Below are 24,446 nucleotides of genomic sequence, written 5' to 3'. Positions count from 1 at the left end.
GCCTCGGCCCCGACCCTCCCGAACCCCCGTTCAGCCGAAGATGCTTTTGCTGGGGTCCCAGAGGCGCCACAGCTCGTAAATCCCGATCAGCAGGTGCAGCACCAGCTTGGCGGCGATGCCGGTCAGTAGTCCCAGCAGGGTGCCCCAGGCGGCGCGAATGGCGTCGGGCGCGGGCTTTCGCACGATCAGGAGTTCCGCCGCCAACGCCCCGGCGAGCGGTCCCACGATCAGCCCGAAGGGAATGAAGATGCCCACCAGCCCGCCGACCAAGGCTCCCCACCCGGCCTGCTTGCTGCCCCCATACCGCCGCGCCCCCCACGCCGAGGCGAAGTTGTCGATCATGGAAATCAGGAACGTGATGACCGCGAAGGTGAGCAGAAAGGGCAGGTCCGGCCACACCTGAAACCCGTCGATGAAGGTGGCGGCGACCGTGCCCGCGAAGATGATCAGCGTGGCGGGCAGCGCGGGCACGAAGGTGCCGACCATGCCGACGACCCAGGCGACCAGAAAGACCAGAAAGGCGAGACTCATACGCTGGTGAGATACGCGGGGCGGGGGAAGGGAGTTCCGGGGCGGGTAAGCTGTCCCCATGACCACAACCCAGCCGCCCACCGACGAGCGCCGTCTCTCCTACCTGCCCGTCCCCGACGCCTCCGGGGTGCCCGAGGGCGTGAGCAAACTGTGGGCCAAGGCTGAGGCGAACATGGGCTTCGTGCCCAACGTGTTCCGCGCCCAGGCGGTCAACGGCGAGCAGTTCCTGGCGTGGTGGAACTACTTCAACCTGCTGCTGAACAAGGAGGGGTACCTGAGCAACGCCGAGCGCGAACTTGTCGCCGTGGTGGTGAGCAGTGTCAACCGCTGCCTGTACTGCGCCGTGTCGCACGGGGCGGCCCTGCGCCACTTTGACGGCGACCCCCAGAAGGCCGACGCGGTGGCGGTGAACTGGCGCCACGCCACCCTGACCGAGCGCGAGCGCGTGCTGTGCGAGTACGCCGAGAAGCTGACCCTGCGCCCCGCCGAGGTGACCGAAGCTGACCTCCAGCCCCTGCGTGGGGTGGGGCTGGACGATCACCAGATCATGGAACTCGTGCAGGTGATCGCCATGTTCAACATGACCAACCGCGTGAGCAGTGCGCTCGGCTTCCAGCCCAACGCCGAGTACTACGCGCAGAGCCGCTGAGGAGGTTTCCGCCATGACGAAGAACGAGAACGACCGCACGCCCCAGCCGCAGGACGAACAGCACGAGCAACTCTCCGAGTCCGCTCAGGACACGCCGCAGCCCTCCCCGGAGGACGAGGCGAGCGGCGACGGCAAGCATGGCCGTCCCAGCGACGATTCGGACCCCGGTCACAGCTAGCAGGCCGAAAGAGGAGGAGCGAAGGCCTGTGCCCCGCTCCTCCTTTCCGGTCGGGTGTCAGTAGCTGTAAAAGCCCCGCCCGCTCTTGCGCCCCAGCAGCCCGGCCTGCACCATCTTCCGCAGCAGCGGCGAGGGGCGGTACTTGTCGTCCCCCAGCCCCTGGTGCAGCACCTCCATGATGGCGAGGCAGGTGTCGAGGCCGATAAAGTCCGCCAGCGTCAGCGGCCCCATCGGGTGGTTCATGCCCAGCTTCATGATCTGGTCGATGGCTTCCGGCTCGGCCACGCCTTCCATCACGCACTGGATGGCCTCGTTCAGCATGGGCATCAGGATGCGGTTGGACACGAAGCCGGGGAAGTCGTTGCACTCCACGGGCGTCTTGCCCATCGCCCGCGCCGCTTCCGTGACCTTCTGCGCCGTCTCGTCGCTGGTGGAGTAGCCACGAATGACCTCCACCAGCGCCATCAGTGGAACCGGGTTCATGAAGTGCATCCCGATAAACCGCTCGGGCCGCCCGCTCGCCGTGGCGAGGCTGGTGATGGGGATGGAGGAGGTGTTGCTCGCCAGGATGCCGCCCGGCTTCACGATCTCGCCCAGTTGCCGGAAGAGTTGCGCCTTGATCGGCTCGTTCTCCACGATGGCTTCCACCACGAGGTCACAGTCGGCGAAGTCGCTCAGTTCGGTCGTGAATTTGATGCGGCCCAGCACCTCTTCCGGCGTGCCCGTCAGCCGCCCCTTCTCGTGCAGCTTGGCGAGGCTCTTTTCAATGACAGCCCGGCCCCGGTCCAGAAACTCCTGCTTCACGTCCTGCACGACCACGCTGAATCCACTCTGCGCGGCGACCTGCGCGATGCCGCCGCCCATCTGTCCTGCTCCGATGACTCCGAAATTCATGATGGTTCTCCCACATTGTCCGCATCCTTCACCGGGAAGCGGTCGAGAATAGCTTTGAGCCCTGCAATGGCCTCAAGTAGATGCGACTGGTCGATCTCAAAAAAGAAGAGGTGTTCCTGAGTCATGTTGTCGGGTGTTATTCCAATTTCGCCTGAGATGTGCCCGAGTTGGTTACCTCTTAAGCTGATACACAACTCCGGCTCAATGGGGTGAAGGTTGGCCTCTCCCTCGAGTACGTGATGAAGAGTCTCCAACTCGTTGCAAAAGCCGAGAAGTTCAACAGTCCTGAGAAATGGCCCATTCACGTGCACCCAAGACTGACCCGGCACATTCACTTCTGCCGTCACGACAAGCCAGTTCGCGTCCCAGTAGTCGGTTGCTTCGGGAAATTGGTACCGATGGACCCACAGACGCAACGGCCCCAACTTGAAGTCGGGTTGACCCATCGCGGCTCTCTGCCGTTTTCGCCCTTCGCTCATTCCACCAGCGGCACGCTGTCCAGCATCACCGCCCGCCCCCGCTTGACCGGCGTAAACGGCGTGTACGTGTACTCCGAGCACCCCTCCAGCACGAAGGGATCGTCTTTGAAGACTTCCTCCAACTGCTCCTGGCTCTCCGCCTGCGCGATAAGTACGCCGCCCGTGCCGTCCACCTTGCGGCCCGAGGTCAGGAAGAGGCCCGAGCGGTAGTGCTGGTCCAGCCACTCCCGGTGCCGGGGCGTGACGGCGGCGAGGTCGTCTCCGCTCTTGAGGTAACGGCTCTGAATCACCCACAGGGTCGGTGTGCTGCCTGGCGTCATGGGCGTCAGCTTACGAGAGCCGCTTGACGGACAGCGCGAGGCCGTTGCCGCCCCCCATGCACAGGGTCGCCACGCCCGTCTCCTTGTCCTGTTGCCGCAGCGCGTGCAGCAGCGTGACGAGGATGCGGGCGCCGCTCGCGCCGATGGGGTGGCCCAGTGCGACCGCGCCGCCATTCACGTTCACCCGCTCGGGGTCCAGCCCCAGTTCACGCTGTACGGCGAGGCTCTGGACGGAAAAAGCCTCGTTCAGCTCCCACAGGTCCACGTCGCCCACGGTCAGGCCGCTCTTTTCCAGCAGCTTCTTCGTGGCGGGCACGGGCGTCATCATCACCCACTCGGGGGCGAGGCCGCCCGTCGCGTAGGAGGTGATCTCAGCCATCGGCGTCAGCCCGTGCGCCTGCGCCGCTTCCTCGGACATGATCAGCAGGCTGGAGGCGCCGTCGTTCAGGCCGGGGGCGTTGCCCGCCGTGACGGTGCCGTCCTTCTTGAAGGCGGGCTTGAGGCGGCCCAGCGTCTCCGGGCTGGTGTCGGCGCGTGGCCCCTCGTCGGTGTCCACGACCACGTCGCCCTTGCGGCCCTTGACGGTCACGGGGGCGATCTCGTCGCGGAACCGTCCGGCCTCGGTCGCGGCGATCGCCTTCTGGTGGCTGCCCGTCGCATAGGCGTCCTGCGCCTCGCGCCCGATCTCGTACTTCTCGGCCACGCGCTCACCCGTCAGGCCCATGCCCTCGTCGTTGATGGAGCACCACAGGCCGTCGTGCGTGTTCGCATCCAGCACCTGCGCGTGCCCCAGGCGGTAGCCCTTGCGGGCACCAGGCAGCAGGTGCGGCGCGTTGCTCATGGACTCCATGCCGCCCGCCAGCATGACCGTCTGGTCGCCCGCGCGAATCGCCTGCGCCGCCAGAATCACGGCCTTGAGGCCCGAGCCGCAGACCTTGTTCACCGTCAGGGCGCCGACCTCGTGCGAGAGGCCCGCCTTGAGGCCCGCCTGCCGCGCCGGGTTCTGCCCGCTGCCCGCCTGCACGACCTGCCCCATGATGACTTCCTCTACCAATTCGGCGGGAATGCCGCTGCGGCGCAGGGTTTCGCGCAGGGTGATGGCCCCCAGCTCCACGGCGGTCACGTCCTGCAAGGCCCCCAGAAATTTGCCCGTCGGCGTGCGCGACGCCGAGACGATCACAGCTTTGGTCATACGGGAAGGATAGCGCGGGCAGGCTAACGGGCGTTAGGTTCGCTGCCCGGCAGCTCCAGCCATACCCGCCCCACGAAGGCTCCACGTTCCGCCGCTTTCTGCACACGCAACCGCTCCAAATCCCCCGGCGTCAGCCCGTGTCGGGCCGCCAGCGCGTGGAGCACCTCCAACACGTCCGCCAACTCCTCCGGGGTGCCGTCCGCCAGATATTCCCCGACCTCCTCGGTCAGCTTGGCCCGCAGCGCGGCCCCGAACTCGGCCTCGTCCAGCACGCGATAGCGGCTCGCCGGGAAGCGTTCGGGAATCCGGTCGCGGACCAGTTTGCCGATGGCGGCGCGGTCTACGGAGTCGTTCACGCCCGCATGCTAGCCTCGCCGCATGTTTGAGGCGCTCGGGAACAAGTTGCAGGACATCCTCGACCGGGTGGGCCGCGAGAGCAAGCTGACCGAGAAACAGGTCAAGGAGGCCATGCGCGAGATTCGCATGGCCCTGCTGGAAGCCGACGTGAACTTCACCGTCGCCAAGGACTTCGTGGCCCGCGTCACCGAGAAGGCGGTGGGGCAGGAGGTGCAGGGGTCGCTGACCGGCGGGCAGACGGTCGTCAAGCTCGTACACGACGAACTGATTCAGACCCTCGGCGGCGAAACCCACCAGCCCACCCTGAAAAACGAGGGCAACGTCTGGTTCATGGTCGGCCTCCAGGGGGCTGGGAAGACCACCAGCACGGGCAAGCTCGCCGCCTTCTACAAGGGCAAGGGCCGCCGCGTCCTGCTCGTCGCCGCCGACACCCAGCGCCCCGCTGCCCGCGACCAGCTTGAAGTGCTCGCCAATCAGGTGGGCGTGCCGGTGCTAAAAGTCGCCGACGGCGAGACGCCCCAGGAAACCAAGCGCCGCCTTGACGAGTACCTGAAGACCGACTTCCGTGACCTCGTGATCGTGGACACGGCGGGACGCCTCCAAATCGACGAGGCGCTGATGGACCAGCTTGCGAACCTTCAGACCGAACTCCGGCCCACCGAGACGCTGCTCGTCGTGGATGCGATGACCGGGCAGGAGGCGCTGAACGTCGCCCGCGTGTTCGACGAGCGGGTACACCTCTCCGGCCTGATCATCACCAAGATGGACGGCGACGCCCGTGGCGGGGCGGCCCTCAGCGCCCGCAGTGTGACGGGGAAGCCGATCTACTTTGCGGGGGTCAGTGAGAAGATCAGCGGCCTCGAACCCTTCTACCCCGACCGGGTGGCAGGCCGCATCCTGGGCATGGGCGACGTGCTGGGGCTGATCGAGCGGGCACAGCAAGCCGACCTCAAGGCGATGGAGGTCAAGAAGCCGGGCGACTTCGACCTCGAAGACCTGCTCTTGCAACTGCGTCAGATTCGCAAGATGGGGCCGCTGGGCGACCTCCTGAAGCTGATTCCGGGCATGAGCCGGGCGCTGCCGGAGGGCTTCAACGTCGACGAGAAGCAGATTCAGCGCATCGACGCGATGATCTCGTCCATGACGGTCAAGGAGCGGCGCAACCCCAAGATCATTGACGGGCGCCGCCGCAAGCGCATCGCGGCGGGCAGCGGCTCGACCGTGCAGGACATCAACCGCCTGCTGAAGATGCACGAGCAGATGAAGGAGATGATGAAGGTCTTGCAGCGCCTGAGCGGCCCCGGCGGCATGGGCAAGGGCATGAAGCCGCCCCGCATGCCCCCGATGCCGCCTGGCATGAAGCGCTGAGCCACGCGCCCCGCCCGGGCGCCCGGCGTTGACGTGGGTGGGGGGGCTGCCTATACTCAGGCCCGCTGCGAAACTTGCAGCCCCCGCCTCCCGCGCGGGACGTTAGCTCAATCGGTAGAGCAGCTGACTTTTAATCAGCGGGTTGTAGGTTCAAGTCCTACACGTCCCACCAAGAAAAAGCCCCGCCAAGCGCGGGGTTTTCTCGTTGCCCGTTCTGGCGGGCGTCAGCGGCCTTCCCGCGCGTCTTGCAGCACTTCGCCCGCCAGCGTCAGGGCCGCCGGGCCAAGGGGGCTGCGGGTCACGCCCAGCAGGGTGCCGAGCTTGTCGCGGCGGGGGCTGCTCAGGTAGCTCCAGCGCTCCAGGTCCGCGCGGTGCAGCCGGGCCGCCTCGTCGCGCAGCAGCCGCACGGCGCCGTCGTAGTAGCCCGACTGGAAAGCGGCGCGGGCACGCTTCTCGTGCTCGACCATGCCCAGGCCACGGGTGGCGAGCAGCACCCGGCGGGCTTCCTCCTCGCCACCGAAGCCGTAGAGGCTGTCGAGGTGGTAGACCGCTTTCGGGAAGCGCAGGCCCGCCGCCGCCCGCCACGCGTGGGGCAACCGCAGGGCGAATTCGGGCCAGCCGTGGATGTGGGTGAGCAGTGCGGGGTACAGCAGCTCCACCGCCACCGTCCGGGCCTCGGCCAGCGCGAGCAGTTGCTCCTGCACGCCGTGGCCGGGACCCGTCAGGGTGCGGCGTGCCGTGTCCAGCCGCTCGGCGGCGCGGCCCAGCAAGTCCTCGCGGTGCCCGGCGAGGCGCTCCTCGTTCAGGGTCCACAGGGTGCGCTGAATGCGGCCGTAATGCCCGGTGGGGTCGTACACCACCCGACTGGTCGCCAGCAGCGCGACCGGGGCTTCCTCGCGGGCCACGTCCCAGGTGCGCCACGCTTCCAGCTTCTCGTAGGGGTAGCGGTGAACGGTCACGCCCGCCCGCGTCTCGGACTGCGCTGAGAGCAGGCCGCGCTCGAAGGCGACCAGCGTGGGCTGGCTCCCGGCCCAGGCGTCGTCGGTACCGTAGCTGCCCGCCTGGGCGACCGCCCGGACCTTGCGGTCGGCGACCAGGCGGTCCTGAACTTTCTCGAGGTCCTGCAAACATGCCTCCAGGGCCAGCATAGCGGCGAGAACGGGGGATTCGGGTCAGAGCCGTCCCAGGAGCCGCGTCCGGTTCCTTAACCCCGGCGTCGGGGGGAGCTCAGGGGGCCGGGGGAAGGTCCAGCAGCAGCCGGGGCCGGAATTTCAAGCCGTCGGCGGCCACCAGGTGCGCCGGAATCCCCGCCCAGTGGCGCAGCGCCCGCTCGGGGGGGACGCCATGCAGGTGCCCGTACACGATCAGGTCGGGCCGCGCGGCCTCGATCACGTCGGTCAGCGGGTTGGGCGGGTAGGGTGGGCTGGCGGGGGGGTAGTGCAGCATCAGGATCAGCGTGTCACCGGGTTGCCGCAGCCGCGCCGCCGCCGCCGTGCTCAGGCGCAGGCGTTCGGCCTCGCGTTTCAGGAGCCGGTCGTCTTCGGCTCCCAGCGGCTCGTACCCCGGCGTGAGCCAGCCGCGCGTGCCGCACACGACCACCCGGCCCACCCGCAGGGCGTCGTTCTGCACCGCCAGCATTCCCGGCGGCAGGGCCGAGCGCAGCTTCGAGAGCCCCGGCCACCAGTAGTCGTGGTTGCCGCGCAGCAGCACCTTTGTTCCTGGCAACCCGGCCACCGGGGCGAGGTCGGTCAGGGCGTCGGGCAGCCGCATCGCCCACGAGAGGTCGCCCGGCAGCAGCACGAGGTCCCCTTCGCGCACCACCTCGCGCCACTGCGTGAAAATCGCCTCCGGGTGCCCCGCCCAGTTCGGCCCGAAGACCGTCATCGGCTTGGGCGTGACGGAAGCGAGGTGCAGGTCGGCGATGGCGTACACGCGCATGGGAGTAGGCTCACAGGGGGCGGAGGGGGAAACCAGACAGGGAAGAAGCCTCCCGCCAGAGGGGAGGCTTCTTCCACGTGGTCGGGGCGAGAGGATTCGAACCTCCGACCCCTTCGTCCCGAACGAAGTGCGCTACCAGGCTGCGCTACGCCCCGCCGAACCACGGCACCGAGGAGGGGGCAGGACAGAAGCCCGCTTTCGGTGCGCCCGGTAGTCTACGTGGGGGGCCAGGGGGTGTCAAGCGAGGGGCAGGGGTCGCCCGCAGCTATTCGGCGCCCCCGTCCTCCAGCGGCTCCTGCTGCGCCACCTCGCGGATGGCGGCCCAGATCGCCGCGCCCCCGAAGCCCCGGCGGGCCAGGAAGGCGTAAGCACTCGCGCGGGGGTCGCGTTTGCGGGACAGGGCGGGCCAGCGCCGTTCCAGCAGTTCGCGGGCCTCCTCGGCCTCCCGGTCGGGGTCGCGGGCGGCGAGCGTCTCCTCGATCAGCCCCTCGGACACGCCCCGGCGCTTGAGGGTCTGGCGCACCCGGAAGCCGCCCACGCCCCGGCGACTGCCCTCGGCGCGGGCGACCCCGGCGTCGTTCTGATAACCCAGCTCCTGCACGCGGGCCAGGACCTCGGCGGCGAGCGTAGGGTCGTCGGTGCGGCGGGCGAGGCGGGTTCGCAGCTCGGCTTCCGTGAGCGCCCGGCCCGCCAGTGCCCGGAAGGCGTAGGCGAGGAGGTCGTCTCTGGCCTTCTGCCGCTCGGGGTCCGGGGGGAGGGCTGCCTCGTCCGTCACGCCCGTCAGTATGCCGCTTGCGCCGGGGTGCCGGGGGGCGCTAAGCTCCCGAGGTTGCCCCCATCCCCAGGGTGGGGCGGCCCTGGCCCCGTCATCGGCGGCGGCCGGGAGCGCCGAGGCCCGGCGCGTCGAGTTCCCCGCGTGAGAGCGCGTGTGGGGACCGCCCCGCGAGATGCGGGAGAACAAGGAGAATCCTCATGGCCCTACGTCACAAGTCCGCCCAGAAGCGTCACCGCCAGAGCCTCAAGCGCCGCCTGATCAACCGCAGCCGCAAGAGCACCATCAAGACCTTCACCAAAAAGGCCATCGCCGCCGTGACGGCTGGCGAGGACGTGGCCGCCGCCCAGAGCAAGGCCGAGAGCCTGATCGACAAGGCCGCCAAGGGCAGCACCCTGCACAAGAACGCCGCGGCCCGCAAGAAGAGCCGCCTCGCCAAGGCCATCAACCGGGCCAAGGCCGCGCAGCAGGCCTGAGCTTCACCCGTCCAGAGCCGCCTCCCCTGTGGGGGCGGCTGTGTTGTGGGCGGCGCTAGTCCCGCGTCTCGGAGAGGTCGAGCAGCCCGGTATACGCGTCGAAATCCACCACGAGTTGATAGCGCCCCGGCTGCCCGCCGCCCACGAGGTGCAGGGTCCACTCGTCGCGGTCGCCCACCTTCTGACAGGTGCGCCCCACAAGCTGGCTTCCGTCGGGCGCGAGCAGCCGCAGCACCGCCCGCCCGCTCTGCACCTCGCAGCGGCCCCGGTAGCCGACCCGCTGCCCGTCCTCGTAGACCTCCAGCGTGTAGCGGTTCTGGCCCTGGGCGTTTACCAGCCACGTCGGGGTAAGGGTCACGTATCCAAACCGCAGACCCAGGGTCACGTACAGCAGCGCCAGAGCGGCAACCAGGGCGATCAGCAGGAGGCGCACCTCCTCAGTGTAATTCAGCTCACCCAGGGCTGTCGGTCGGGTTTCTCGCGTTCGGGGCCACCGCTCTCGCCAGCCGCGCCACGCCCGCCCGCAGCCGCTCGGGAGGCAGGTGCGCGAAGGCGAGCAGCATGGCGGGTGGACGTGGAAGCTGCGCGAGTGGCCCCGTTGGGGTCAGCGCGACGCCAGCGGCAGCGGCCCGGTGAACGGCCTCGGCTTCGCTCAGGCCCGGCGGCAGAGAGAGGTGGACGTGCAGCCCGGCCCGCGCCGGAGTGACCCTCCACCTAGGCAATTCGGTTTCCAGGGCTGCGAGCAGCACCTCGTGGCGGTGGCGAATCGCCTGCCGCGCTCCCCGCAGGTGCCGGGCATAGGCCCCCGAGGCCAGCACGTCGGCCAGGGCGCGGGCGTCCAGCGTGGCGGGAGCGCGGTCGGTGAGGGGGCGAGTGCCTGCCAGCACGCGGATGACCTCGCGCGGGGCCACGAGATACCCGCTGCGGGTCACGGGGGCGAGGCTTTTACTGAAACTCCCCAGCAGGATCACTCGCTCCGGCGCCAGCCCCTGCATCGCCGCCGGGGGCCGCCCGCCGTGGTGCAGGTCGGCGGCGTAGTCGTCCTCCAGCACGAAGGCCCCGGTCCGGGCCGCCCACGCCACCACCTCCGCTTGCCGCGCGGCGGGGAGCAGCGCTGTCGTGGGGTACTGCGCCCCCGGCGTGAGGTAGAGCAGGGTGGCCCGCGCGGGCAGCGCGGCGGGGTCGAGGCCGTGACCGTCCACCGGCACCGGGCAGAGGGTCGCCCCCGTCGCCCCCAGCGCGGCGCGGGCACCGGGGTAGGTGGGGTCTTCGAGTGCGGCGACCCGCCCTTCTTCCAGGAAGACGCGGGCCAGCGCGTCCAACGAGGCCTGGGTGCCTCCCGTCAGCATCACCATGTCGGGGGTCACGCGGGCGCCGCGCTCGGCATTGAGGTAGGCGGCGAGTGCCCGGCGCGTCTCCAGCGGGCCGAGTTCGGCGTCGGGGTCAGGGGGAAAGGCGTGCTCGGCGGCGCGGGCCTGCCGTGCCAGAGCCTGTGCCCACGCCCCCGCCGGGTACAGTTCCGGCACCGGCTGGCCGACCCGGAAGTCCACCGCGTAGTCGCCGCCCACGTCGGGCACGGCCCCCGCGAGGGCGCGGCTGGCCCACGCGCTGAGGGGGAGCGGCGCAGGCGCGGCGTCCGTCGGGGGCGGCGCGGGCACGGCCACGCGGGTGCCGCTGCGGGGGCGGGTCTGGAGGTAGCCTTCGGCCTCCAACTGCTCCAGCGCGTCCACCACCGTGTTGCGCGACACCCCCAGCCGCCCGGCGAGGGCGCGGTGCCCCGGCAGCCGGGTCCCCTGCGGCAAGGTGCCCGCCACGATCGCCCCCCGCAGGGTGCGGGCCACCCGCGCGTGCAGCGCCTCGCCGGGCAGAGGTGGGGGCAACCCGGCGGGCAGCCCGGCGTCGCCCCTCACGGCCGGGAGAACTCCCGCTCCAGCCACGCCGGGTCGCCCCCCTCGGCGGCGAGGGCCTGCCCTGCCAGGGTGAGAAAGCGGCCCACGGCCTCCTCCGCTTCCTCGGGCGTCACCCCATGCGCGGCGGGGTCCGCCAGCACCTCACGCAGCAGCCCGAAGACGGGTGCGTCGGGGTGCAACGTGCCCGCGACCGTCACGTCGGTCCGCCACTTCAGGAGGTAGTCCAGCGCGTAGGGGCCGGGTTCCAGCACGCAGCCGCCGGGATAGGGAATGCGGCCGGGAGCGCGGAAGGCGATGGTGGGAGAGGCCATGGACGCATGATGCACTCCTCATGTCGGCCCCCGCCGTGATGCCCGCCGCCTATCATGGCCTTCATCATGGACAGCGACCTGCTGCGGGCCTACGAGGTCAACCTGCCCCATTACGAGCAGTTGCGGGACGCGGTGGTGGCGCACACGACCCGGCTGCTCAGCGAGCAGGGCCTCAACATTCACCATGTCACTGGGCGGGTGAAGAAACGCGCCAGCCTCGCGGACAAGCTGCGGCGCAAGCCGGGGCGCTACCGCACGCTCGCGGACGTGACCGACCTCGTGGGGGTGCGGGTGATCACCTACTTCGCCAGCGACGTGGATGTGGTGGCCCGGCTGATGGAGGAACACCACGTCGTGGACTGGCACCACTCCAACGACAAGTCGCGGATGCACGACCCCGACCGCTTCGGCTACCTCGGCGTGCACTACGTGCTGCGGGCCGAACCCGACCTCGTGCCCGAGCTGCCCGGCCTGACCTACGAGGTGCAGATCCGCTCCATCCTCCAGCACGCCTGGGCCGAGATCGAGCACGATCTGGGGTACAAGAGCCGCGAGGCCGTGCCCCGCGAGGTCCGGCGCCGTTTCTACCGCCTCGCCGGGCTGCTGGAGATGGCCGACGAGGAATTCATGGCGCTCGACCGCCTCAGCCGCGACTATGCCGCCACCCTGCCGCGCCGGATCGAGGAGGCCCCCGACAGCGTCTTTATCGACGCGCCCAGCATGACCTACCTCCTGGGTGCGCCGCCGATCCACGACCTGGACACCCAGATTGCCGCTGCGCTGGGCGTGCCCCTGCTTTCGGGCTGGCCCGACCCCGAGCGCCCGCAGCGGCTGGCGAGCCTGCTGCACCATGTCGGGGTGCATTCGGTGGGCCTGCTTCAGAAGGAACTGACGCGGGGTGGGGAAGACGTGGTGCGTTTTGCTGCCGCCCTGCTGCCGCACCTGCGCGAGCTGTGGCGTCCGGCGGGCGGCCTGCGCCCCGGCAGCAGCGTGGTGAATTACGGCCTGCTGCGGGCCTGCGCCAATCCCGACACCGACCCCACCGAGGTCGTAAATCTGCTCGACCTCAGCGGCTCGGCGGTGCAGATGGCGGATACGGTGCGGGCGGTGTACGCGCGGGAGATGACGCCGGGGGACTGAGGGTCTGCCTCACAGCGGTGGCCGGACCAGTGGATGGGTTTGCCCTCCATTGGTCCGGCCCGAGTGGAGCGAGCATCCGTCATGGAGAGCGGCGGGAGAGGAGTTGAAGGGACGCTGTTCGTCCCTTCAACGCAACGGGGCACCGCAATCAGCTCCCAGCCCGCCGCTCGCGGTACCAGCGAATCAGCGCGTTCGTGCTCGAATCGTGCCGCAGCTCCGGCTCTGCCCCGGCTGTCAGCTCCGGCACGATCTGCCCGGCGAGCACCTTGCCGAGTTCCACCCCCCACTGGTCGAAGGAATTCACGTCCCAGACCACGCCCTGCACGAAGACCTTGTGCTCGTACAGCGCGATCAGGGCGCCCAGCACGCGGGGGGTCAGCCGCTCGGCGAGCAGCGTGTTCGTGGGCCGGTTGCCCTCGAAGACGCGGTGCGGGGCCAGTTCCGGTGAGATGCCCCCGGCCAGCACCTCCTCCCGCGTCTTGCCGAACGCCAGCGCCTCGGTCTGCGCGAACACGTTGGCCGTGAGGAGGTCGTGGTGCGTCGGCCCCTGCGCCGTGGGCAGGGGATTGAGGCTCTGCGCGAAGGCGATGAAATCGCAGGGAATCAGCGTCGTGCCCTGGTGGATGAGTTGGTAGAAGGCGTGCTGCCCGTTCGTGCCCGGCTGCCCCCACACGACCGGGCCGGTGTCGTAGTCCACCTCCCGGCCCTCCAGCGTGACGTGCTTGCCGTTGCTCTCCATGTCGAGCTGCTGGAGGTAGGCCGGGAAGTACGCGAGGTACTGGTCGTAAGGCAGCACCGCGTGCGTCTGGGCGCCGAAGAAGTTGCGGTACCACACCCCCAGCAGCCCCAGCAGCACGGGCAGGTTGGCTTCCAGCGGCGCGGAGCGGAAATGCTCGTCCATGTCGTGGAAGCCCGCCAGCAGCTCGCGGAACCCGTCCGGACCGATGGCGATCATCAGCGAGAGGCCGATGGCGCTGTCGAGGCTGTACCGCCCACCCACCCAGTCCCAGAAGCCGAACATGTTGGCGGGGTCGATGCCGAACCCCTGCACCGCTTCGGCGTTGGTCGAGACGGCGACGAAGTGCCGCGTCACGGCGCTTTCATCTCCCAATCCATCAACCAGCCACGCCCGCGCACTCGCCGCGTTCGCCATCGTCTCCTGGGTGGTGAAGGTCTTGGACGACACGATAAACAGCGTCTCGGCCGGGTCGAGGTCGCGGGTCTTCTCCACGAGATCGGTGCCGTCCACGTTGGAGACAAAGCGCAGGGTGAGGCCCCGGTCGGCGTAGTGCTTGAGCGCCTCGGACGCCATCACCGGGCCGAGGTCCGAGCCGCCGATGCCGATATTGACGATGTTGCGGATACGCTGACCCGTCGCCCCGCGCCACTCGCCGGAGCGCACCGCCTGGGCGAAAGTCGCCATACGGTCCAGCACCTCGTGGACGGCGGGCACTACGTTCTCGCCGTCCACCATCACCACCGCGTCGCGCGGTGCCCGCAGCGCGGTATGCAGCACGGCGCGGCCCTCGGTCACGTTGAGGCGCTCGCCCGCAAACATCGCGTCCCGTCTCTGCTCCACGCCGACCTCCCGCGCGAGGTCCAGCAGCAGGCGCAGCGTCTCGTCCGTCACCCGGTTCTTGGAGTAGTCGAGAAAGAGCCCCGCTCCTTCCGCCGTCAACCGCTCGCCCCGCTGCGGGTCCGCCGCGAAGAGGTCGCGCAGGTGCAGGCCCACGATCTCGGCGTGGTGCGCCGCGAGCGCCTGCCACGCGGGAAGTTGCGTTCTGGAGGGAACCGGGCGGGGGGCAGGGTCGCTCATGGCGGGAGCATACCAGCGGCTCCCGGCGGGCTTTGAAGGCGGCCATTGGGGGAAGGTTGGGGACTGGCAGCGCCATAGGTGAGGCACCTGACCTGGCAACTGGCAAGCGGGTTGCATTCCAGCTCGTCCCTCCCGGCTGGAAATCCGCCCACCTTCCGCGCTTGAATGGCGGGCGATTCGTCCGCCGCTCTGCATCCTCCCTCCGAAAGGAAGTGCCCCCACATGGCCCAGGCCTCCCCCGCTCAGCCCCTCCAAGACCGCGATGTGGTCATCGTCTCCGCTGTTCGCACGCCCATCGGGGCGATTCGCGGCTCGCTCTCCACCGTTCGCCCCGACGACCTCGCCGCCCACGTGATCCGGGAGGCGGTGGCGCGGGCGGGCATCTCCCCGGACCTGATCGAGGAAGTCATCCTGGGCTGCGCGAACCAGGCGGGCGAGGACAACCGCAACGTGGCCCGCATGGCCGCCCTGCTTGCGGGGCTGCCCGACACGGTGGCGGGGCTGACCGTCAACCGGCTGTGCGCCTCGGGCCTGTCGGCGATCAACACCGCCGCCCGCGCCATCCGCAACGGCGACGGCGACGTGTACGTGGCAGGCGGCGTGGAGAGCATGACCCGAGCGCCGCTGGTGATGGGCAAGGGCAGCCAACCCTTTGCCAATGGCAACGTGACGGCCTACGACACAACCCTGGGCTGGCGCTTTCCGAATCCCGCGATGGAGGCCCTCTTTCCGCTTGAGGCGATGGGGGAGACCGCCGAGAACATCGTGGAGCGCAGCCGCGCCGGGGACATTGCGGGCGGCGAGATTACCCGCGAGGAGCAGGACGCCTTCGCGCTGGAGTCGCAGCGGCGGGCGGTCGCGGCCCTGAACGCGGGCACCTTCCGGGGGGAGATCGTGCCGGTCGAGGTCAAGGGGCGGGGGGGCGTGACCGTCTTCGACACCGACGAGCACCCCCGGTATAAGCGCGACGGCGACACCTTCTCCCTCGCCACCGACGAGGCGACGCTGGCGGGGCTGAAGCCCGCCTTTCGCAAGGGCGGCAGCGTGACCGCCGGAAACGCCTCGGGCCTGAACGACGGGGCGGCGGCCCTCGTCCTGATGAGCGCGGGGAAAGCCCGTGAACTGGGCATCCAGCCGCTGGCCCGCTGGGTCGGCGCGGCGTCGGCGGGCGTGGACCCGCGCGTGATGGGCCTCGGCCCGGTGCCTGCCGCCCGCAAGCTGATGGAGCGGCTGGGTGTGAACCTGGGTGACGTGGACCTCGTGGAACTCAACGAGGCGTTCGCAGCGCAGGCCCTGGGCTGCATCCGCGAACTGAACCTTGACCCCGCGCGCGTCAACGTGAACGGCGGCGCCATCGCCCTGGGGCACCCCCTGGGCATGAGTGGGGCGCGGCTGGTGACTACCCTGACGCACGAGCTGCGGCGGCGCGGCGGGCGCTACGGGCTGGCGACCCTCTGCGTGGGCGTGGGGCAGGGCGAGGCGGCCCTGATCGAGCGGGTGGAGGCGTGAAAACGGTTCCGGTCCTCTCGCTGGAGGAAGCCGCCCACCTCGTCAAACCCGGCCAGACCCTGCTGGTCGGCGGCTTCGGGATGACGGGCAACCCGGTTCACCTGATGCACGCCCTCGCGGAAACCGGGACGGGTGACCTCACCTACGTCGCCAACAACGTGTCCGAACCCGGCCTCAGCGGGGGGCGGCTGCTGCGCAATGGGCAGCTTCGCAAGGCGGTCGGCTCCTACTTCACCTCCAACCCGGAGGCGGTGAAGGCGTACCAGGCGGGCGAGCTGGAGGTCGAGTTGCTCCCCCAGGGCACCCTTGCGGAAGCGTTGCGGGCGGGTGGGGCCGGAATCGGCGGCTTTTACACGCCGACGGCGGCGGGAACCGTGATTGCCGAAGGAGCAGACGTTCGCGTGCTGAATGGCCGCGAGATGGTCTTCGTGCCCGCCCTGCGCGGCGACGTGGCGCTGCTGCGGGCGTGGCGGGCGGACCGGGCGGGGAACCTCCAGTACCGCCTCACCGAGCAGAACTTCAACCCGCTGATGGCGACCGCCGCCGACCTCGTGATCGTGGAGGTCGAGGAGATCGTGGAGGTCGGCGTCCTGGCGCCCGAGCACGTCCACACGCCGGGGCTGTACGTGGATTACCTCGTGCAGGCCACCCTGACCCCGGATGACCTGGGCAGCAGCGCCGACGTGAAAGGCGGTGCGAAGAAGGTGGACGAGTCGCGGCTGCACATGGCCCGCCGTGCCCTGCAAGAATTGCGCCCCGGCGACGTGGTGAACCTCGGCATCGGGATTCCCACGCTGGTGGCCGACCTGATCACGCCCGAGCACGGGGTTATCCTCCACACCGAGAACGGCATGCTGGGCGTCGGCCCGGCCCCCGAGGGCGGCGGCGCGATGGAGTACCCCGTCAACGCGGGCAAGATTCCGGTCACGGCGCTGCCCGGCGCGAGTTACTTCGACTCGGCGGCCTCCTTCGGCATGATCCGGGGCGGGCATGTGGACGTGGCGGTGATGGGCGGCTTGCAGGTGGACGAGGCCGGGAACCTGGCGAACTGGGCCGTCCCCGGCAAGCCGCTGCTGGGCGTGGGCGGCGCGATGGACCTGGCGAGCGGGGCGCGGCGCCTGATCGTCACCATGACCCACACCGAGCCGGGCGGCGCTCCCAAGCTGGTGCCCGAATGCACCCTGCCGCTCACCGCGCGGGGCCGGGTGGACATGGTGATCACCGACAAGGCGGTCTTCGAGTTCGTGGACGGGGCGCTCACCCTGACCGGGCTGATGCCGGGGGCCACGCTGGACGAGGTGCGGGCGACGACAGCGGCGCGGTTCGTGGAGCGGGTGGGCGAGCTGACGGTCTGACGCGGGGGAAGCCCCCTCACCCTTTGCTGCGCAAGGCCCTCCGCCTCGCGGCTCTACGCGTCACCCCTGGGGAGAGGGGCGCTGCGAAGCAGCGGGGTGAGGGGTCCTTACTTCCCCACCCCCAACTGCCCTGCCAGCCACTCGGCCCCCTCGTCCACCGCCCCGGACGGCACCGCGTGGCCGCCCTCCCACCAGCGCAGCTCCTTCGGGCCGGAGGCGGCTGCGTACAGGCGCTCGGCCTGCTCGGGACGGATCACCGGGTCATGCCGCCCGTTCAGCATCAAGAGGGGTCGTCCCCCCAGCTTGTGGGCGGCCCGCAGGGGATCGGCCACCGTCCGCGCCACCGCCGTGAGCGGCGTGCCGCCCGGCAGGTCGCCGCCCGCCGCGAGGACGACAGCGCCGACCTCCCGCCGCTGGGAGGCCAGGACGACCGACAGGAACGACCCCAGCGAGTAGCCCACTACGCCCACCTGCCCAGCCTCACCCTGGAGGAACTCCACGCCCGCTCCCGCCTCCCGCAGGGCGAGGCGCCACAGCCGCGCGAGTTCCAGCGGGTTGCGCAGGGCCTGAAGCTCCAGCGGATCGCCCCGCGTGCCGTGCAGCGGCAGGTCGGGGGAGAGGGACGCCACCCCCCGGCGCAGCAGCGCCCGGCCCACCGTATCCGCCATCACGTCCCCGCGCGACGAAAAGCCGTGCAGCAGCAGGGCGGCGGGTTGGCCGGGAGCCGGGACCTCGGGCCGCAGCCACACGGCGGGTACGGCCTCACCCCCGGCGGGGAAGGTTAGGCGGGTCCGGGTGCCTTCTGGAACGGGGGTGGCGGCGGTCACCCGCCGAGGCTAAGGCCCCGGCCGCCGCGTGTCCGTGACCGGGTTGCCCGAGTGGGCAGGCGGGGCGAGCACGTCCCCAGCGCTGACCCCCGGCGCGAGTGCCCCGTGCAGGATCAGGCTGAAACGGTCCTGCCAGTCGCGCAGCACCTCGCGTTGGTCGCGGTGCCCGCCGTGCAGCAGCGCGAGCAGGCAGGCGTCCACCAGGAGCGCCCCCGCCATCCGGGTGTCTACCCCGTCACGCAGCACGCCCCGGTCGCGCATGGCGATCAGGACGGGCTCGACGAGCGCCACCAGCGTGACCGCCGTCGTCATCGCGTCCCGGTCGGCCTCCGCCTGACTGCCCGCAGGCTGCCGCGCCCCCAGCACCGCCTGCCCCACCGCCCCGACAAGGTGGCGGTAGCGCACCCCCAGGTCGGCCATCCGCGCTGTCACCTGTGCCCACACCTGCTGCGGGTTGGCCCCGGCCCGCAGGCGGGCGACCGCGTCGTCGCGGCTGGCCTGCACTGCCTTTTCGAAATGGGCGAGCAGCATATGCACCTTGGAGGGGAAATAGCGGTAGAGGTTGGTGCGGCTCACATACGCGGCGCGGGCAATGTCCTGGGCGCTGACCTCGTCCAGCCCCCCCCGCGCGAACAGCTCGAACGCCACCCGCGCGATGCGCTCGCGCCGGGCCTCGTCCTGCTCGTGGCGGTCGACTTTCACGTCCTCCAGGGTAGCGTGCCCAATCTGATCGCTGCGTAGCCGGGCGTACCCCCACGCTGAGGCGGCCTTCATCTGACCGGGGTTGTCTGGCCCCCATTCGGCGGGGGCCGATGCTCTATCCTGCCGGGCGTGCAGGTCCCCCCCGACAGCGGCCGCGACGACCCCCGCCCGGACGAACAGCGTCCGGTGCCCCCGCCCGTTCCGGACGCGGACGACCACGGCATGCCGGAACTGCGGTCCCTCATCGCCGACCGCCCTGGGGCCGAGCGCGAGGCGGTCGAGCGGGCCTACGTCTTCGCGCGGGACGCCCACGCCGGAGTTTCCCGCAAGAGCGGCGAGCCGTACATCACCCACCCGGTCGCGGTCGCGGTGATTCTGGCCCGGCTGGGGATGGACACCGAATCCATCATGGCCGGGCTGCTGCACGACACCGTCGAGGACGTGGACGGGGTGACCTTCGAGATCATCGAGCGCGAGTTCGGGGAGGGAGTGCGGCGCATCGTGGAGGGCGAGACAAAGGTCTCCAAGCTCTCCAAGCAGGGCAGCCAGCAGGCCGAGGTGCGCGACACCGGCCGCGACCTGCAGGCCGAGAACCTGCGCCAGATGCTCGTGGCGATGACCGGCGACATCCGCATCATCGTGGTCAAGCTGGCCGACCGCCTCCACAACATGCGGACGCTAGGCTCCATGAAGCCCGAAAAACAGGTCCGCATCGCCCGCGAGACGATGGAAATTTTCGCCCCGCTCGCGCACCGCCTCGGCATCGGGCAGATCAAGTGGGAACTCGAAGACCTCGCCTTCCAGTATCTCCAGCCCGACGCCTACGCCTACCTCCAGACCCGGCTGCGGACCCGGCAGGAGGAGCGGCAGCAACTCATCGAGCAGGCGGTCGCGGGGCTTCAGGCGGCCCTGGAAGACGATCTCGAACTCCCCGAGTGGGTCAGCGACATCGATATCGCGGGCCGCAGCAAGCACCTCTGGAGCATCCACAACAAGATGCAGAAGGAGGGCAAGGCGCTCGAGCAGATTTTCGACCTGCTCGCCATCCGGGTGATCCTGACCCCGCGCGAGCTGCAAGTGCCCCCCGGCACCGATGAAAAGCGCCGCGAGCGGGCCGAGGAAACGCGGGAAAAGCGCATCTGCTATCACACGGTGTCCATCGTGCATTCGATGTGGACGCCGCTGCCGGGCCGCTTCAAGGATTACATCGCGGTCCCGAAGCCCAACGGCTACCAGAGCCTGCACACCACCGTGATCAGCCAGAGCGGCCAGCCTATCGAGGTGCAGATTCGCAGCTTGCGGATGCACGAGGTCGCCGAGTACGGGGTCGCCGCCCACTGGATGTACAAGCAGGGGAGTGCTCTGGCGCAGCGCGACCGCGAGAACTGGATCGCGCAACTGCGCGAGCTGCAAAACGAGATCAACGACGCGTCGGATTACATGGACGCGGTCAAGACCGACATCCTCTCGCAGCGGGTGAGGGTCTTCACGCCCAAGGGCCTGGCGATCAGCCTCCCGGCGGGCAGCACCCCGGTGGACTTCGCCTACCACATCCACACCCGCATCGGGGAGACGACGGTGGGGGCACGGGTGAACGGCTCGATCGTGCCGCTGTCGCACCGGCTGCAAAACGGCGACATGGTGGAAATCGTGACCTCGAAAAACAGCAAGCCGAACCAGGGCTGGCTGAACTTCGTGGTGACCCGCTCGGCCCGCGCCAAGATTCGCCACTACTTCCGGCAACAGGAGCGCGACGAGGCCCTGCAGCGCGGCCACGACCTGCTGGAGCGCTACCTGCGCAAGCGGCACCTGCCCGTGCGCCAACTGATGCGGACCAAGCTGCTGGAGGACGCCTCGCAGAAGCTCCTGGGCACCCGCAACCCCGACGACCTGTACCTCGCCCTGCATGCGGGCAAGCTGACCCCCAGCGTGGTGGGGCGGCTGCTCTCGCCCAGCCTCGCGCAGGAGCAGGCCGACGCGGTCGCCCGCCGCGCCTCGCCCACGCCCCGGCCCCCCACCCCCGGAGGCGTGTACGTCGAGGGCCTGAGCACGGCCACCAAGCTCGCCAACTGCTGCAACCCGATCCGGGGCGACCAGATCATGGGCTACCTCACGCGGGGGCGGGGGGTCAGCATCCACCGCATCGACTGCCCCAACATGATCCGGCTGCTCAAGGACGAGCCCGAACGCTGCGTCGCCGCCTCCTGGGATTCGGGCACGCCGGGCGGCACCATCGTGGACCTCGACGTGGTGGCCCCCGACCGCCAGGGCCTGCTGGCCGACGTACTGGGGGCGATCGCCGCCGAGAAGCGCAGCCCGATGAAGATTGAGGCGGGGGTGGGGGCGGACGGCGTGGCCCACATCCTGCTGCGGCTGGCCGTGACCGGACAGGCCGACCTGGAGACGGTGCGGGAGGCGATCCGGCGCGTGCCGGGGATCACCGATGTGGTGCGGCAGGGCAAAAACGGTGGGCGGGGGCGCGTGAGTGCTTGAGGGGAGCTGGAAGCCTGGGAGCCCCAGACTCTTTTCCGCAGTTTTAGAAAGCAGCGCAGCAAAGGGGGCGTGTCAGCCACGCCCCCATCAACCTTTCCTGCTCTGACTACGCCCGCCGCAGCCAGCGCCCCAGCAGCAGCGGCGCTCCCTCCGCCGCGACCCACACCAGCACCGCGTAGCGCAGCGCCCGCACCAGCGGCAGGTCGCTCAGCCCACCCAGCACCGCCGCCAGCCCGAAATACACCGCGAAGACGATCAGCAGGCCGAGCACGGCGACGGTGGCTCGCCCAGTCCAGTCACGCGGCGGCTGGTAGTTGGGGCGCACGAACCAGAACCCCGCCGTCAGCCCCAGGGCGACCGCATACTCGCGCGGCGTTCCGGCAGGCAGGAAGGCCGCGACCGCCAGGAACAGCGCCGGAATCAGCCAGCGGGTCGCCCCCGGCTGCGCGAAATGTCCCCGTGCCGCGAGGGCCGCAAAAGCCGCCCCCAGTCCCAGTCCCACGATCACGTCACTCGGATAATGCACATTCAGCGCCAGCCGCGAAAAGGCAATCAGGCCAATCAGGATCAGGGCGACGACCCACGCGCCGGGCCGCCCAAGCTGCGCGGCGATCCCGCCCCACAGGGTCGTGCTCATCTGGGTGTGCCCGCTGGGAAGGCCAGGGCCGCCCGCCGTGGCCCGCGCCGCCTCGCTGGCGACCGCGCCGTTGTCGAAGGGGCGGGGCAGATCGAAGCCGAACTTCAGGGCCGTATTGACCAGATACGACAGGGCAAAGGCGACGCCCAGATTGCGCCCGCCCCAGGGGTTCACCAGCCAGGTGTAGAGCGCGAGCACGACGATAAAGACCTCGTCACGTCCCAGGTTCGTGACGGCCAACCAGAAGGCTTCCATGTCGGGCCATTGTGACGCTTCTTTCGTTCCGGATGCCAGGGGGCGGGGCCGTTACACTGGGGGCATGACGGTTTCTTCCTCCCCGGTGCAGGCTGGCCCGGCGCACCGTTCCGAGTCCGCGCTGGAGCTGCGCGGGATCACCAAACGCTTTCCCCTGGTGCTCGCCAACGACAACATCTCCATGAACGTGCGGTGGGGCAGCGTCCACGCCCTGTGCGGCGAGAACGGCGCGGGCAAGAGCACCCTGATGAAGATCGTGTACGGCGCCCAGCCCCCCACCTCCGGCGAGATCGTCGTGGACGGTGAGGTCGTGAACTTCACCGACCCCTCGCAGGCCATTGCGCGGGGCATCGGCATGGTGTTTCAGCACTTCATGCTGGTGGATACCCTGACCGTCACCGAGAACGTGATTCTGGGCGCCGAGCCGACCTCGGGCGGGGCCATCGACTACGCCTCGGCGCGGCGGCGGGTGGCGGAGTTGATTCGGCAGTTCGGCTTCGCCCTCAACCCCGACGCCCTGGTGGGGGACCTCCCGGTGGGCCTCCAGCAGAAGGTCGAGATTCTCAAGACGCTGTACCGGGGTGCCCGCATCCTGATTCTGGACGAGCCGACCGCCGTGCTGACCCCCAGCGAGACGGACGAGCTGTTCGACTTCCTGAAAAATCAGTACGCGGCGAGCGGCAACGCCGTCATTTTCATCAGCCACAAGCTGCACGAGGTCCTGCACATCTCGGACACCATCTCGGTGATTCGCGACGGCAAGATGATCGGCACCATTCCCGCCCAGGGCGCGACCACCGAGACGCTCGCCCAGATGATGGTGGGCCGTGAGGTCAGCCTGCGGGTGCAGAAGGCCCCCGCCCAGCCCGGCGAGGTCGCGCTGGACGTGCGCGGGGTCAGCGTGCGCGGCGAGCACGGCTTCGCGGTCAAGAACGTGTCCTTTCAGGTGCGGGCGGGCGAGATCGTCGGGATCGCGGGCGTGGAGGGCAACGGCCAGAGCGAACTCGTGGAGGCGATCACCGGCCTGACTCCGGTCGCGGGCGGCGAGATCACCTACCTGGGCCGCCGGGCGCAGGGCGTGCGCGAGGTCGAGGCGTCGGGCCTCTCGCATATCCCCGAAGACCGCAATGAGCGCGGGCTGGTGCTGGACATGACCACTGCCGAAAACTACATCCTGGGCGAGCACGACCGCGCTCCCTTCGCCGGGCCGCTGGGCTTCTTGCGGCTGGACGTGATCGCGGAGAACGCCAAGCGACTGAGCGAGCAGTACGACGTGCGCCCCCGCAGCCCCCACCTGCGGGCCGGGCAGTATTCCGGCGGCAACGCCCAGAAGCTGATCGTGGCCCGCGAGATGCGGAAAGGTCCCAAGATTCTGGTCGCTTCCCAGCCCACGCGCGGGGTGGACATCGGCGCGATCGAGTTCATCCACGCCCGCATCGTGGAAGCCCGCGATCAGGGCCTCGCCGTGCTGCTCGTCAGCGCCGATCTGGGCGAGGTGATGAACCTCTCCGACCGCATCCTGGTGATGTACGAGGGCGAGGTCGTGGGCGAGGTGCCCGCCAGCGAAGCCACCGAGACGGGCCTGGGCCTCTTGATGACCGGCAGCGGCGGCACGAGCGGCCGCAGCGGCGAGATCAGCGAAACCCTGCAAACCGGCGAACGCTGAGCTGGATAAGGGATAAAGCAGAGGGGCCGCCTCCGGAATGGGGGCGGCCCTCGCGATGACGGGAAGGGGTTTAGAGGCAGTCCACGACGGGAATCTGGGTGACGCTCTCCGCGATGTTGCTCGCCCCGCCTGCGGCGTCGTAGCCCTGCACCCGGACGTAGGTGTAGCCCTTGACGGTCACGTTCGTGATGGGGTTCACAGTGATCGCCTGGGCACCCAGGCCGTTTTTCAGGGTCTGGGGAGCCATGCCGGGCGTCAGGGTGTACTCGTAGCGCCCTGCTCCCCGGTAGTCGATCGGGCCGTAATCCTCCGTGGCGACGGTCTTGGTCTGCCCCGTACGGGCACCCGTGAACTGAATCGCCAGTTGCGAGAGGCCGCCCGTCCAGCTCACGTCCACACCCACGCGCGTATCCCGGTTGTCGCAGATCACGTAGCTGCCCGCCGCGATGGTGTTGCCATTCTGGTCACGAACGTTTTGCGTCAGGCGGTAGCTCGTCTCGTAGCCGGTGACCGACAGATTACGGACGGGACTCACGGGGGTCACTCCTCCACAACTCGCCAGCACAGCACTCAGGCTAGTACAGCGTTTTTGAATTTGTCATAGTGAGGTATGAGCCGTCCTCTTCGCTATCCAGTGACTTTGAGTGCTAAGCAAGAACAGACTCTGCACG

General features: G+C 69.6%; 26 protein-coding genes and 2 tRNA genes. 10 read left to right on the top strand and 18 right to left on the bottom strand.

All coding sequences use genetic code 11. The annotated features are described in order from the left end of the window. Positions 1-30: 30 nt before the first annotated feature. Complete coding sequence (locus L1280_RS13475; protein ID WP_104990117.1) at positions 31-531, bottom strand: DUF456 domain-containing protein; 501 nt, start codon at positions 529-531, stop codon at positions 31-33. Between the two features lie 58 nt (positions 532-589). Here L1280_RS13475 and L1280_RS13470 point away from each other — a divergent pair, with 58 nt between their 5' ends. Continuing rightward, the gene (locus L1280_RS13470) at positions 590-1,180 is read left to right on the top strand and encodes a peroxidase-related enzyme (RefSeq protein WP_253582806.1); all 591 of its coding nucleotides are present in this window, start codon (positions 590-592) and stop codon (positions 1,178-1,180) included. A gap of 13 nt (positions 1,181-1,193) precedes the next feature. Beyond that, positions 1,194-1,358, top strand: coding sequence for a hypothetical protein (locus L1280_RS13465; RefSeq protein WP_253582805.1), 165 nt, complete (start codon positions 1,194-1,196; stop codon positions 1,356-1,358). A gap of 57 nt (positions 1,359-1,415) precedes the next feature. Here the strand turns inward: L1280_RS13465 and L1280_RS13460 are convergent, their stop codons facing one another. From L1280_RS13460 to L1280_RS13440, 5 genes are read right to left on the bottom strand one after another with little or no spacing between them, the layout of a single operon-like run. Next, a complete protein-coding gene (locus L1280_RS13460; RefSeq protein WP_253582804.1) occupies positions 1,416-2,252 on the bottom strand; it encodes a 3-hydroxyacyl-CoA dehydrogenase family protein in 837 nt (278 codons plus the stop codon). Then, positions 2,249-2,698 (bottom strand): hypothetical protein, encoded by a 450-nt coding sequence (locus tag L1280_RS13455; RefSeq protein WP_253582803.1) that lies wholly within the window; start codon positions 2,696-2,698, stop codon positions 2,249-2,251. Before L1280_RS13455 ends, L1280_RS13460 begins: the two co-directional genes overlap by 4 nt. Positions 2,699-2,727: 29 nt before the next feature. Next, positions 2,728-3,051, bottom strand: a complete 324-nt coding sequence (locus L1280_RS13450; protein WP_253582802.1) for a YciI family protein — start codon at positions 3,049-3,051, stop codon at positions 2,728-2,730. Between the two features lie 10 nt (positions 3,052-3,061). Beyond that, a complete protein-coding gene (locus tag L1280_RS13445; RefSeq protein ID WP_253582801.1) occupies positions 3,062-4,243 on the bottom strand; it encodes an acetyl-CoA C-acetyltransferase in 1,182 nt (393 codons plus the stop codon). A 23-nt stretch (positions 4,244-4,266) separates the two neighbouring features. Then, positions 4,267-4,599 (bottom strand): nucleoside triphosphate pyrophosphohydrolase, encoded by a 333-nt coding sequence (locus L1280_RS13440; RefSeq protein ID WP_253582800.1) that lies wholly within the window; start codon positions 4,597-4,599, stop codon positions 4,267-4,269. Between the two features lie 22 nt (positions 4,600-4,621). Here L1280_RS13440 and ffh point away from each other — a divergent pair, with 22 nt between their 5' ends. Further along, positions 4,622-5,968 (top strand): signal recognition particle protein, encoded by a 1,347-nt coding sequence (ffh, locus tag L1280_RS13435; RefSeq protein WP_253582799.1) that lies wholly within the window; start codon positions 4,622-4,624, stop codon positions 5,966-5,968. Between the two features lie 96 nt (positions 5,969-6,064). Beyond that, positions 6,065-6,140: transfer RNA gene (locus tag L1280_RS13430), tRNA-Lys, on the top strand. Positions 6,141-6,192: 52 nt separating this feature from the next. Here L1280_RS13430 and L1280_RS13425 read toward each other — a convergent pair. The 4 genes from L1280_RS13425 to recX form a co-directional block, all read right to left on the bottom strand. Beyond that, positions 6,193-7,095 carry a hypothetical protein gene (locus L1280_RS13425; protein WP_253582798.1) on the bottom strand — a complete coding sequence of 301 codons (903 nt, stop codon included), beginning with the start codon at positions 7,093-7,095 and terminating at the stop codon, positions 6,193-6,195. A 100-nt stretch (positions 7,096-7,195) separates the two neighbouring features. Further along, positions 7,196-7,906 (bottom strand): metallophosphoesterase, encoded by a 711-nt coding sequence (locus L1280_RS13420; protein WP_253582797.1) that lies wholly within the window; start codon positions 7,904-7,906, stop codon positions 7,196-7,198. 78 nt (positions 7,907-7,984) lie between these two features. Beyond that, positions 7,985-8,061: transfer RNA gene (locus L1280_RS13415), tRNA-Pro, on the bottom strand. Between the two features lie 110 nt (positions 8,062-8,171). Next, entirely contained in the window at positions 8,172-8,681 is a 510-nt protein-coding gene (recX, locus tag L1280_RS13410; protein ID WP_253582796.1) for a RecX family transcriptional regulator, read from the bottom strand. 197 nt (positions 8,682-8,878) lie between these two features. Here recX and rpsT point away from each other — a divergent pair, with 197 nt between their 5' ends. Further along, a complete protein-coding gene (rpsT, locus tag L1280_RS13405) occupies positions 8,879-9,154 on the top strand; it encodes a 30S ribosomal protein S20 (protein WP_104990128.1) in 276 nt (91 codons plus the stop codon). 55 nt (positions 9,155-9,209) lie between these two features. Here rpsT and L1280_RS13400 read toward each other — a convergent pair whose 3' ends face one another. The 3 genes from L1280_RS13400 to L1280_RS13390 are packed head-to-tail and all read right to left on the bottom strand — an operon-like array spanning position 9,210 to position 11,375. Further along, positions 9,210-9,587, bottom strand: coding sequence for a hypothetical protein (locus L1280_RS13400; RefSeq protein WP_253582795.1), 378 nt, complete (start codon positions 9,585-9,587; stop codon positions 9,210-9,212). A 19-nt stretch (positions 9,588-9,606) separates the two neighbouring features. After that, complete coding sequence (locus tag L1280_RS13395; protein WP_253582794.1) at positions 9,607-11,064, bottom strand: aminotransferase class I/II-fold pyridoxal phosphate-dependent enzyme; 1,458 nt, start codon at positions 11,062-11,064, stop codon at positions 9,607-9,609. Continuing rightward, the gene (locus L1280_RS13390; RefSeq protein WP_253582793.1) at positions 11,061-11,375 is read right to left on the bottom strand and encodes a hypothetical protein; all 315 of its coding nucleotides are present in this window, start codon (positions 11,373-11,375) and stop codon (positions 11,061-11,063) included. The genes L1280_RS13395 and L1280_RS13390 overlap by 4 nt, the downstream gene beginning before the upstream one ends. A 66-nt stretch (positions 11,376-11,441) precedes the next feature. On the opposite strand from L1280_RS13390, the gene L1280_RS13385 reads away from it, so the two are divergent. After that, the gene (locus L1280_RS13385) at positions 11,442-12,515 is read left to right on the top strand and encodes a GTP pyrophosphokinase family protein (protein ID WP_253582792.1); all 1,074 of its coding nucleotides are present in this window, start codon (positions 11,442-11,444) and stop codon (positions 12,513-12,515) included. A 148-nt stretch (positions 12,516-12,663) separates the two neighbouring features. On the opposite strand, the gene pgi is transcribed toward L1280_RS13385, so the two are convergent. Then, the gene (gene pgi / locus L1280_RS13380) at positions 12,664-14,331 is read right to left on the bottom strand and encodes a glucose-6-phosphate isomerase (protein ID WP_253582791.1); all 1,668 of its coding nucleotides are present in this window, start codon (positions 14,329-14,331) and stop codon (positions 12,664-12,666) included. Positions 14,332-14,553: 222 nt separating this feature from the next. On the opposite strand from pgi, the gene L1280_RS13375 reads away from it, so the two are divergent. Then, positions 14,554-15,840 (top strand): thiolase family protein, encoded by a 1,287-nt coding sequence (locus tag L1280_RS13375; protein ID WP_253582790.1) that lies wholly within the window; start codon positions 14,554-14,556, stop codon positions 15,838-15,840. Continuing rightward, positions 15,837-17,195, top strand: a complete 1,359-nt coding sequence (locus tag L1280_RS13370) for a 3-oxoacid CoA-transferase subunit B (RefSeq protein WP_253582789.1) — start codon at positions 15,837-15,839, stop codon at positions 17,193-17,195. The genes L1280_RS13375 and L1280_RS13370 overlap by 4 nt, the downstream gene beginning before the upstream one ends. A 107-nt stretch (positions 17,196-17,302) precedes the next feature. Here L1280_RS13370 and L1280_RS13365 read toward each other — a convergent pair whose 3' ends face one another. Next, positions 17,303-18,022: an alpha/beta fold hydrolase gene (locus L1280_RS13365; RefSeq protein WP_253582788.1), complete on the bottom strand. Its 720-nt coding sequence runs from the start codon at positions 18,020-18,022 to the stop codon at positions 17,303-17,305. A gap of 9 nt (positions 18,023-18,031) precedes the next feature. Beyond that, the gene (locus tag L1280_RS13360) at positions 18,032-18,724 is read right to left on the bottom strand and encodes a TetR family transcriptional regulator (RefSeq protein WP_253582787.1); all 693 of its coding nucleotides are present in this window, start codon (positions 18,722-18,724) and stop codon (positions 18,032-18,034) included. A gap of 222 nt (positions 18,725-18,946) precedes the next feature. Here L1280_RS13360 and L1280_RS13355 point away from each other — a divergent pair, with 222 nt between their 5' ends. After that, on the top strand, positions 18,947-21,217 hold the full coding sequence (locus L1280_RS13355; RefSeq protein ID WP_253582934.1) for a bifunctional (p)ppGpp synthetase/guanosine-3',5'-bis(diphosphate) 3'-pyrophosphohydrolase: 2,271 nt from the start codon (positions 18,947-18,949) through the stop codon (positions 21,215-21,217). A 106-nt stretch (positions 21,218-21,323) separates the two neighbouring features. Here the strand turns inward: L1280_RS13355 and L1280_RS13350 are convergent, their stop codons facing one another. Further along, positions 21,324-22,109 (bottom strand): phosphatase PAP2 family protein, encoded by a 786-nt coding sequence (locus L1280_RS13350; RefSeq protein WP_253582786.1) that lies wholly within the window; start codon positions 22,107-22,109, stop codon positions 21,324-21,326. Positions 22,110-22,173: 64 nt separating this feature from the next. On the opposite strand from L1280_RS13350, the gene L1280_RS13345 reads away from it, so the two are divergent. After that, positions 22,174-23,775 carry an ABC transporter ATP-binding protein gene (locus L1280_RS13345; protein ID WP_253582785.1) on the top strand — a complete coding sequence of 534 codons (1,602 nt, stop codon included), beginning with the start codon at positions 22,174-22,176 and terminating at the stop codon, positions 23,773-23,775. Positions 23,776-23,845: 70 nt separating this feature from the next. On the opposite strand, the gene L1280_RS13340 is transcribed toward L1280_RS13345, so the two are convergent. Next, the gene (locus L1280_RS13340; protein WP_253582784.1) at positions 23,846-24,310 is read right to left on the bottom strand and encodes a hypothetical protein; all 465 of its coding nucleotides are present in this window, start codon (positions 24,308-24,310) and stop codon (positions 23,846-23,848) included. Positions 24,311-24,446 lie beyond the last annotated feature (136 nt).

It is taken from the genome of Deinococcus sp. HSC-46F16 (genome assembly GCF_024171495.1).
Classification (GTDB): Bacteria; Deinococcota; Deinococci; order Deinococcales; family Deinococcaceae; genus Deinococcus.
Note: the sequence above shows the minus strand (reverse complement) of the source record. Positions and strands in the feature narration are given on the sequence as shown.